Source organism: Pseudoxanthomonas sp. SGT-18 (genome assembly GCF_003931645.1).
Lineage (GTDB): Bacteria > Pseudomonadota > Gammaproteobacteria > Xanthomonadales > Xanthomonadaceae > Pseudoxanthomonas.
In genome coordinates this window covers 175,753-185,647 of the sequence record NZ_RRYJ01000008.1, presented here as the reverse complement: position 1 = coordinate 185,647, position 9,895 = coordinate 175,753, and the positions used below count along the sequence as shown (strand labels likewise).

Annotated in this window: 8 protein-coding genes and 1 riboswitch; of the genes, 5 read left to right on the top strand and 3 right to left on the bottom strand. The window is 72.4% G+C overall.

Annotated features, from left to right (window positions below; genetic code table 11):
• Positions 1 to 193 precede the first annotated feature (193 nt).
• The gene (locus EIM47_RS12290; RefSeq protein WP_125077065.1) at positions 194 to 1,210 is read left to right on the top strand and encodes a zinc-binding alcohol dehydrogenase family protein; all 1,017 of its coding nucleotides are present in this window, start codon (positions 194 to 196) and stop codon (positions 1,208 to 1,210) included.
• 28 nt (positions 1,211 to 1,238) lie between these two features.
• Here EIM47_RS12290 and bioD read toward each other — a convergent pair whose 3' ends face one another.
• Positions 1,239 to 1,922: a dethiobiotin synthase gene (gene bioD / locus EIM47_RS12285; protein WP_026010513.1), complete on the bottom strand. Its 684-nt coding sequence runs from the start codon at positions 1,920 to 1,922 to the stop codon at positions 1,239 to 1,241.
• Positions 1,923 to 2,027: 105 nt separating this feature from the next.
• Between bioD and EIM47_RS12280 the strand changes: the two genes are divergently transcribed.
• Positions 2,028 to 2,513 (top strand): GAF domain-containing protein, encoded by a 486-nt coding sequence (locus EIM47_RS12280; protein WP_019398581.1) that lies wholly within the window; start codon positions 2,028 to 2,030, stop codon positions 2,511 to 2,513.
• 74 nt (positions 2,514 to 2,587) lie between these two features.
• Positions 2,588 to 2,825: riboswitch (cobalamin riboswitch) on the top strand.
• 120 nt (positions 2,826 to 2,945) lie between these two features.
• Entirely contained in the window at positions 2,946 to 4,808 is a 1,863-nt protein-coding gene (gene btuB / locus EIM47_RS12275; protein ID WP_125077064.1) for a TonB-dependent vitamin B12 receptor, read from the top strand.
• A 52-nt stretch (positions 4,809 to 4,860) separates the two neighbouring features.
• Here the strand turns inward: btuB and EIM47_RS12270 are convergent, their stop codons facing one another.
• Both EIM47_RS12270 and dinB read right to left on the bottom strand, forming a co-directional pair.
• Positions 4,861 to 6,645, bottom strand: a complete 1,785-nt coding sequence (locus EIM47_RS12270; protein ID WP_125077063.1) for a DUF885 domain-containing protein — start codon at positions 6,643 to 6,645, stop codon at positions 4,861 to 4,863.
• A 138-nt stretch (positions 6,646 to 6,783) separates the two neighbouring features.
• Positions 6,784 to 7,902, bottom strand: coding sequence for a DNA polymerase IV (gene dinB / locus EIM47_RS12265; protein ID WP_125077062.1), 1,119 nt, complete (start codon positions 7,900 to 7,902; stop codon positions 6,784 to 6,786).
• 184 nt (positions 7,903 to 8,086) lie between these two features.
• Here dinB and fabA point away from each other — a divergent pair, with 184 nt between their 5' ends.
• Positions 8,087 to 8,602, top strand: a complete 516-nt coding sequence (fabA, locus tag EIM47_RS12260) for a 3-hydroxyacyl-[acyl-carrier-protein] dehydratase FabA (protein WP_019398577.1) — start codon at positions 8,087 to 8,089, stop codon at positions 8,600 to 8,602.
• Between the two features lie 2 nt (positions 8,603 to 8,604).
• Positions 8,605 to 9,816: a beta-ketoacyl-ACP synthase I gene (gene fabB / locus EIM47_RS12255; protein ID WP_028915450.1), complete on the top strand. Its 1,212-nt coding sequence runs from the start codon at positions 8,605 to 8,607 to the stop codon at positions 9,814 to 9,816.
• Positions 9,817 to 9,895: the final 79 nt, after the last annotated feature.

Below are 9,895 nucleotides of genomic sequence, written 5' to 3'. Positions count from 1 at the left end.
TTTTTTTTCCCCCGGTTGGCGCCGCCGCCCAGGGCAGCCGGCCCCGGCAACCGGGGTGCGCGAGGCATGCGCGACGTCCCAGGCCCTCGGCGGTGGGATCGCCGGCGCCATCACCGTGCGCACGCCCGGCGGGCACTTCCATGGCAACGGGAGAAGCGCGAAATTGCGCTCCCCCGACAGCGTGGAGCACGCCATGAAAGCGATCGGTACCGCACAACCCCTGCCTGTTTCCGACCCGCGCTCGCTGCTGGACCTGGAACTGCCCGATCCGGAGTACGCGGCGCACGACCTGCTGGTCGAAGTGCAGGCGATCTCGGTCAACCCGGTGGACGTGAAGGTGCGTCTCTCGGCGCGGCCCGAGCCGGGCGAGCACCGCATCCTGGGCTGGGATGCCGTGGGCCGGGTGCGCGCGGTGGGCAGCCAGGTGCAGGGATTCCAGCCCGGCGACCGCGTGTTCTACGCCGGCCAGATCGACCGTCCCGGCAGCAATGCCCAGCTGCAGGCGGTGGACGCGCGGATCGCCGCGCATGCGCCGCAGACCCTGGGCGACGAGGACGCCGCGGCGCTGCCGCTGACCTCGCTGACCGCCTGGGAAACCCTGTTCGACCGCCTGCGCGTGGACGACCCGGTGCCGGGCGCGGCCAATGCCCTGCTGGTGATCGGCGGTGCCGGCGGCGTCGGCTCGATCACCGTGCAGCTGGCGCGGGCACTGACCGGGCTGACCGTGATCGCCACCGCCTCGCGCCCGGAAACGGTGGATTGGGTGAAGAAGATGGGCGCCCACCACGTGCTCGACCACCGCCAGCCGCTGGCGCCGCAGGTCGCGGCGTTGGGCCTCGGCGCGCCGGCGTTCGTGTTCTCCACCACCCATACCGACCGCTACCTGGCCGATGTCGTGGAGCTGATCGCGCCACAGGGCCGGATCGCGCTGATCGACGACCCGGCCGCGCTGGACGTGATGCCGCTCAAGCGCAAGAGCCTGTCGCTGCACTGGGAGCTGATGTTCACCCGCCCGCTGTTCGGCACCGCCGACCTGCAGCGCCAGCAGGAGATCCTGCGCGAGGTGGCGCGCCTGGCGGACGCCGGGACCATCGCCACCACCCGCACCGGCTCGCTGGGCACGATCAACGCAGCCAACCTGCGCAAGGCGCACGCGCTGCTGGAGAGCGGCACGGCGATCGGCAAGACCACCCTGGCCGGCTTCGACTGATGCTGCCCCTGGCGCTGGCCCGGCGGGTTCAGCCGGCCAGCGCCAATCCTGCCGCCATGCGTTCCGGATCGGGCGCCGGCACGTACGGCAGCCGTCCCAGGCAGGGCGCGTCCAGGCGCGCGGACAGCAGCTCCAGGTTGTCCTCGCGGCAGGCCATGTCCGGATCGACCTCGCTGGCGATCCAGCCGGCCAGGCGCAGGCCGTCGGCGGCGATGGCGCGTGCGGTCAGCCGCGCATGGTTGAGGCAACCCAGGCGCATCCCGACCACCAGCACCACCGGCGCGCGCAGCGCACGCACCAGGTCGGCCTGGTCCAGGTCGCCGGCCAACGGCGCGGCCCAGCCGCCCACGCCTTCGACCACGACCACGTCGGCCTGCGCGCGCAGGCGGGCGAAGGCCTCCAGCAGCGGTGGCAGCGCGACCTCGATGCCCGCGGCGCGCGCGGCCAGTTCCGGCGCCAGCGGTTGCGGCAACGCGAACGGGTTGAGGTCGGCGTAGGCCGGGCGCGGCGCGCTGGCCGCCTGCAGCGCCAGCGCATCCTCGTTGCGCCAGGCGCCATCCACCAGCGCGCAACCGCTGGCCACCGGCTTCATCCCCACCGCACGCCGCCCGGTCCGGCGCAGCGCATGCAGCAGGCTGCAGCTGGCGACGGTCTTGCCGGCGCCGGTATCGGTGCCGGTGACGTAGAGGCGGTCGAGGCTGCGCAGGTCCATGTCCAACTCCAGGCGGCCGCACGATGCGGCCGGCGGATCATACGCGCCACGCAGCATCCCGCGATCCGGGCGATGCCCGGCCAGCGCTGCGGGTAACATGCGCGCATGTCCTTCTCCGCCATCCCGCTTACCGGCAGCAAGCCGGAACAGTACGAACAGCTCCTGGCCCAGGTGCGCGGCCTGCTGCACGGCGAGCGCGACCGCGTCGCCAACGCCGCCAACCTGTCCTCGCTGGTCTACCACGCCCTGCCCGCGCTCAACTGGGTCGGCTTCTACTTCTACGACGGCAAGGAACTTGTCGTGGGTCCGTTCCAGGGCCTGCCGGCCTGCGTGCGCATCCCGCTGGACAAGGGCGTGTGCGGCGCGGCCGCGCGTACCCGCCAGACCCAGCGCGTGGCCGACGTGCACGCCTTCCCCGGGCATATCGCCTGCGATTCGGCCTCGCGCTCGGAGCTGGTGGTGCCGCTGGTGGGCGGCGACACCCTGCTCGGCGTGTTCGACCTGGACAGCCCGGAGCCCGACCGCTTCGACGCCGAGGACCAGGCCGGCCTGGAAGCCATCGCCGCCGCGTTCGTGCAGTCGCTACGCTGACCGCACGGTCCGCGGGCATGGCTGCACGGCCTGCCCGCCATCCCGCTCCATTGCCCGCCCCCGCCGATAGGCATAGACTGCGCTCACTTTCGGGTGACCGCGGCATGGGCCGCGGCTGAAACGGGAAGCCGGTGACTCCGCCGCGGCCGCAGGGCCGCGCGGACATTCCGGCGCTGCCCCCGCAACGGTAAGCAGGACAAGTCCGGGCAACACCGCCACTGTGCCCCGCGCATGGGAAGGCGCCCGGATGGAGCAGGCCATGCGCCTGTTCGCCCGCGAGCCCGGAGACCGGCCCGGAAGACGACTGATTGCGATGCGGAGGGCATTGCGGGCGGCAGCCGCGTGCGGTCGCACGCGCCTGGCGTTTGCCTCTCTCCCTCGCAGCCCCACCGCCACCGGTCGCGCGGGCGTGCGCGACAGCAGGAGAGATGCATGAAGCCGTTCCCGTTCCGTCCCCTATGCCTTGCCGTGGCCGCGGCCCTGGCGCCGGCCAGCGCCTGCGCGCTGGAGGCCGCCACCGACCTGGACGAGGTCGTGGTCACCGCCACCCGCACCGTCCAGTCCGTGCACGAGAGCCTGGTTCCGGTGCAGGTGATCGACCGCGCCACCATCGAGCGCAGCCAGGCCGGCTCGCTGCAGGACCTGCTGCGCGGCCGCGCCGGCGTCAACCTGTCCAACCAGGGCGGGCACGGCAAGGTCAGCGCGCTGATGCTGCGCGGCACCGAGTCCGACCACGTGCTGATGCTGGTGGACGGCATGCGCATCGGCGCGGCCAGCAACGGCATGCCGGCGCTGCAGGACATCCCGCTGGACCAGGTGGAGCGGATCGAGATCGTGCGCGGACCGCGCTCGAGCCTGTACGGCCCGGAGGCCATCGGCGGCGTGATCCAGGTGTTCACCCGCGGCGCCGGCAAGGGCCTGCGCCAGGACCTGCGCCTGGGGGTGGGCAGCCACGCCCTGCGCGAGGCCAATGCCGGCCTGTCCTGGCGCGGCGAGCGCGGCTGGGTCTCCGCCCGCGCCGGCCACCGCGAGGAAGACGGCTTCGACGCCTGCCGCGGCACCGCCGCCGGCTGGGGCGCCGGCTGCTATGTCGACGAGCCGGACCGCGACGGCCACCGCAACAACTCGCTCAACCTGCGCGCCGGGACCAAGCTTGGCGAGGACGTGGAGCTGCAAGCGCACCTGCTGGATTCGGACAGCCGCAACGAGTACGACGGCGGCCCGTACAGCGGCAACGAGGCCGACAACCTGCAGCAGGTGGCCGGCGCGCGCCTGGACTGGCGCCTGGGCGAGCGCGTCTCGCTGCAGGCCCAGGCCGGCCGCACCCGCGACGACGCCGAGGGCTATTACCGCCAGGACGGCGCGCGCCGCCTGGTCAACAGCTACCGTACCCGCCGCGACCTGGCCTCGCTGCAGCTGGACGCCGGCTTCGGCGCGGGGCAGCTGTTCAGCGCCGGACTGGACTGGCAGGACGACCGCGTTTCCAGCAGCGCCGGCTTCGAGCGCGGCCGCCGCGACAACCTCGGCGCCTTCGTCGAGTACCAGGGCCGCTTCGGCGCGCATTCGCTGCAGGCCAGCGCGCGCAACGACGACAACGCCCAGTTCGGCAACCACGCCACCGGCAGCCTCGGCTACGGCCTGGCCCTGGGTAAAACCTGGCGGCTGAGCGCCAGCGCCGGGACCGGTTTCAAGGCACCGACCTTCAACGACCTGTACTACCCCGGCTTCAACAACCCCGACCTCGAGCCAGAGCAATCGCGCAGCGCCAACCTCGGCGTGCACGGCCAGGGCGAGGGCTGGAGCCTGGGCGTGGACGTGTTCCAGACCCGGATCGACGAGCTGATCGGCTACGACACCGGCTTCAACCTGGTGAACATCGACCGCGCCCGCATCCGCGGCGCCGAGCTGACCGCGGCCACCACCGTGGCCGGCCTCGACCTGGCGCTGGAGCTGAGCTGGCTGGATCCGCGCAACGAGAGCGCGGGCACCAACGACGGCAACTGGCTGCCGCGGCGCGCCCGCCGCAGCGGTCGGATCGACCTGGACCGCCGCTTCGGCGCGTTCGCCGCCGGCCTGACCGTCAGCGGCGCCGGCCGGCGCTACGACGACGTGGCCAATACCACCCGCCTGGGGGGCTACGGCCTGCTCGACCTGCGCCTGGAATGGACCCTGTCCCCGGCCTGGACCGTGCAGGCCAAGGCCAGCAACGTGTTCGACCGCCAGTACGAGACCGTGGCCTGGTACAACCAGCCCGGCCGCGAGTACGCGCTGGCGCTGCAGTACCGCACGCCCTGAGCGCGCGCCGGCGGTGCGGGCGGCGCCGTCCGTCCGCGCCGCGCCCCGCGGATCAGGGCGCCGCGGCCGCCGCCGGCTTGTCCCTGGCCTCGGCCATGAATGCGCGCACCTCGCGCTGCAGGGTCGTCAGCGGCACCGCGCCCAGGCCGAGGATGCGGTCGTGGAAGGCCTTCTGGTCGAAGCGCGCGCCCAGCTCGCGTTCGGCCTCGCGGCGCAGGTCGAGGATGGTGCGGTAGCCGACGTAGTAGGACAGCGCCTGCCCCGGCCACGAGATGTAGCGGTCGACCTCGTTGACGATGTCGATGTGCGCCAGCGCGGTGTGGCTGGCGAGGTAGTCGATCGCCTGCTGCCGGCTCCAGCCGTACTCGTGCAGGCCGGTGTCAATCACCAGGCGCGCGGCGCGCCACATCTCGAAAGTCAGGCGGCCGAACTCCTCGTACGGGGTCTCGTAGATCCCCATCTGGGTGCCGAGCCATTCGGTGTACAGGCCCCAGCCCTCGCCGTAGCCGGAGAAGTACACCTGCTGGCGGAACTCGGGGCGCGCCGGCGCCTCCAGCGCCAGCGCGGCCTGCAGGCTGTGGCCGGGCGCGCACTCGTGCAGCACCAGCGCCGGCAGGTTGTACAGCGGCCGCGACGGCAGGTCCCAGGTATTGAACAGGCACGACTCCAGGCCACCGCGGCCGGAGGTGTAGTTGGGCGCGATGTCGTCCGGCACCGGGCGGATGGTGAAGCGGTAGCGCGGCAGGGTGCCGATCACGTGGTTGAGCTCGCCGTCGATGCGCTTGGCGTGGTACGAGGCCGCCGCCAGCAGCTCGCGCGGGGTCCTGGCGTAGAACCGCGGATCGGTGCGCAGGAACTGCAGGAACTCGGCGAAGCTGCCCTGGAAGCCTGCGCGCGCCATCACCTGGCGCATTTCCGCCGAGATCCGCTCGACCTCGGCCAGGCCCAGCTGGTGGACCTGCTCCGGGGTCATGTCCAAGGTCACGTATTCGCGGATCTGGCTGCGGTAGAACTCCGCGCCGCCGGGCAGGTCGCGCGCCGAGACCGTGGTGCGGGTGCGCGGCAGGTACTGGTTGCGGAAGTAGTCCAGCAGCCCGGCGTAGGCCGGCACCACCTGTTCCAGCACCACCTTGCGGCCTTCCTCGCGCAGGGCGCGGCGCACCTCCTCCGGGACCGAGGTAGGGATCGCGTCGAACACGTCCAGCGCCGGGTTGCCGGCGCCGGTGCGGGTGTACGGCTCGATGGTGCGGTCGCGCCCGTCCAGCGAGGCGCGCGGCACGCTCCAGCCGCGCGCCAGGCCGGCCTCCATGTTGGCGCGCTGGTCGGCGAAGTAGCGCGGCACGTCGCGCAGGCGCGCGATGAAGCGGCGCCACTCGGCCTCGCTGCGGTACGGCGCCCAGGGCACGATCTCGGCCCAGAAGAAGCTGTCGCTGTTGAACGGCGCCTCCCAGGTGCGCCAGCGGGCGTTGTTGAGGTCGGCCTCCACCATCGCCCGGAACACCTCGGCGTTGATCCGCTCCTCCGGCGGCAGCGCCGCGGCCGGGATCGCGTCGAGCCTGCGCAGCACCTGCTCCCAGTAGGCCACGCGCCGCTCCCAGTCGCGCGGGGCGACCGCGGGCAGGCGGCTGCCCGGCTGCCAGCGACCCTCGACGTACTCGTAGCCGTACTCGCGCTGGCGCCATTCCCACTCGGCCGTGTACAGCTCGCGCAGGGCCTGCGCGGCGGCGCTGGCTTCGGCGGCCGGGCGGTTGGCAGCGGCGGCCCGGCTGGCGGCGGCCAGGCCCGGGGCCAGCAGCAGGGACAGGGCGAGGACGGAGGCGCGGGACAGCTGGGACATGAAGGCTCCGGATTGGCGGCTGGGCGGCGCCGTCCACGGCCGATGTTCGCGCAAGGCCGCGGCGACGCCGATCGCGCCGGCAGGCGCGGATGGCGGATGGTAGCCGGCGGTCCACCCCCCCGCCCCCTGCCAAAGGGGCTAGCGCGCCGGCGCGTCCGCGGGCACGGCCAGCTCGCCGAACAGGTCGCCCTGCGGCGCCACTTCCTCGGCGTCGCGGAAGCCGGACAGGCCCACGCCTACCAGCCGGTAGCGGGTGTCGGCCGGCAGCGCCACCCGCGCGCGCAGGGCGCAGGCCAGCTCGCCCAGTTCGGCGGCCGAGGCCGGCGGCCGCTCCAGGGTCAGGCTGCGGGTAAGGATGCGGAACTGCGCGGTCTTGAGCTTGAGCACCACGGTGTGCCCGGCGCGGCCGGCGCGGCGGGAGGCGTTCCAGGTCTTTTCCGCCAGCTGCCGGATCGCCGGCTCCAGCGCTTCCAGCGGCAGGTCCTGGGCGAAGGTGTCCTCGGAGGAAACCGAGCGCACCGGCTGCTCCGGTTCCACCGGGCGCTCGTCGATGCCGCGCGCGCGCCGGTACAGGGCCGCGCCGAAGCTGCCGAAGCGCCGCTGCAGTTCCTCCAGCGGGCGCTGGCGCAGGTCGCCGACGGTGGCGATGCCCAACTGCGCCAGCTTGCCCTGCATCACCCTGCCCACCCCGGGGATGCGTTCCACCGGCAGCGGGGTCAGGAACCGCTCCACGTGCTGCGGGCGGATCACGAACAGGCCGTCGGGCTTGTTCCAGTCCGAGGCGATCTTGGCCAGGAACTTGTTCGGCGCCACCCCGGCCGAGGCGGTCAGCCCGGTCTCGGCGCGGATCCTGGCGCGGATCGCCTCGGCCACCGCGGTGGCGCTGGGCAGGCCGGTCTTGTTCACGGTCACGTCCAGGTAGGCCTCGTCCAGCGACAACGGCTCCACCAGGTCGGTGTGCTCGAGCATGATCTGCCGCACCTGGCGGGAGACCGCGCGGTAGCGCGGGAAGTCCGGCGGCACGAACACCGCGTCCGGGCACAGGCGCTCGGCGCGCAGTGCCGGCATGGCCGATCGCACCCCGAACCTGCGCGCCTCGTAGGAGGCCGCGCACACCACCGAGCGCGCCCCGCGCCAGGCCACCACCACCGGGCGGCCGCGCAGGGAGGGATCGTCGCGCTGCTCGACCGACGCGTAGAACGCGTCCATGTCCACGTGGATGATCTTGCGCTGGGCGGGAACGGGCGGGGACTGCATCGCCCGCCATTGTGGACCGCCGCGGCGCACCCGGCGCGACCCGGCGCCCGCGGCCCGCCAGGCAGACCGCCGCGCGCGGATGGATGGGCCGGCGGCGGGTGGTCGCCGGGCGCGCCGGTGTCAAACATTTGATTGAAACGCCGCCCTCGGGCACGCTTTTAGTGCTTTCTCCACCGGATTCCGCATGAACCGCGCTTCTTCGTTCACCCGCGAGCAGCTGGAAGCCAGCGCCCGTGGTGAGCTGTTCGCCACCGGTGACGCCCGCCTGCCCGCCGACCCGATGCTGATGTTCGACCGCATCGTCGAGATCAACGAGGACGGCGGCAAGTACGGCAAGGGCTTCATCCGCGCCGAGCTCGACATCCGCCCGGACCTCTGGTTCTTCCAGTGCCATTTCATCGGCGATCCGGTGATGCCCGGCTGCCTGGGTCTTGACGCCATGTGGCAGCTGGTCGGCTTCTACCTGACCTGGCTGGGCGCCCCGGGCCGCGGCCGCGCCCTGGGCTGCGGCGAGGTCAAGTTCTTCGGCCAGGTGCTGCCGACCGCCAGGCTGGTCACCTACGAGATCGACATCAGCCGCGTGATCAACCGCAAGCTGGTGATGGCCCAGGCCGATGCGCGCATGCTGGTGGACGGTCGCGAGATCTACACCGCCAAGGACCTGCGCGTGGGCCTGTTCACCTCGACGGAGGATTTCTGACCATGCGTCGCGTCGCCATTACCGGCATGGGCATCGCTTCCTGCCTGGGCAACGACCTGGACACCGTCTCGGCCGCGCTGCGCGAAGGACGCGCCGGAATCCGCCACCTGCCCGACGCCGCCGAGCACGGCCTGCGCAGCCAGGTCGGCGGTGCGGTGGACCTGGACCTGGACGCGGTGATCGACCGCAAGCTCAAGCGCTTCATGAGCGACGCGGCGGCCTACAGCTACGTCTCCCTGCGCGACGCCATCGCCGACGCCGGCCTGGACGAGGCCCTGGTGAGCCATCCGCGCACCGGCCTGGTCGCCGGTTCCGGCGGCGGTTCCAGCCACTGGCAGGTGGAGACCGCCGACCTGCTGCGCGCCAAGGGCGTGCGCAAGGTCGGCCCGTACATGGTCCCGCGCACGATGTGCTCGACGGTGTCCGCCAACCTGGCCACCGCGTTCAAGATCAAGGGCGTCAGCTATTCGATCAGCGCCGCCTGCGCGACCTCGGCGCACTGCATCGGCGCGGCCGCGGACCTGATCCGCCACGGCGCGCAGGACATCGTGTTCGCCGGCGGCGGCGAGGACCTGGACTGGACCATGAGCGTGATGTTCGACGCCATGGGCGCGCTGTCGTCCTCATACAACGAGACCCCGGAGAAGGCCTCGCGCCCGTACGATGCCGGCCGCGACGGCTTCGTCATCGCCGGCGGCGGCGGCATGCTGGTACTGGAGGACTGGGACCACGCGGTGGCCCGCGGCGCGCGCATCCACGCCGAGCTGGTGGGCTACGGCGTGACCTCCGACGGCGCCGACATGGTGGCCCCGTCCGGCGAAGGCGCGGTGCGTTGCATGCGCATGGCGCTGGAAGGCCTGGGCGGGCGCAAGATCGACTACCTCAACACCCACGGCACCTCGACCCCGCTGGGCGACATCGTCGAGCTCAACGCGGTGCGCGAGGTGTTCGGCGAGGACATGCCGCCGATCTCCTCGACCAAGGCGCTGTCCGGCCACTCGCTCGGTGCGGCCAGCGTGCACGAGGCGATCTACAGCCTGCTGATGATGCGCGACGGCTTCATCGCCGGCTCGGCCAACATCGAGACCCTGGACCCGAAGGCCGAGGGCTTCCCGATCGCGCGCGAGAGTCGCGATGCGCAGCTGGACGTGGTGATGTCCAACAGCTTCGGCTTCGGCGGTACCAACGCCACCCTGGTGTTCGCGCGGGTGTAAGCGACGCGCTGACGAAAACAAAAAAGCCCGGCTTTCGCCGGGCTTTTTTGTGTTCGTGATTCGTGATTCGTGATTCGTG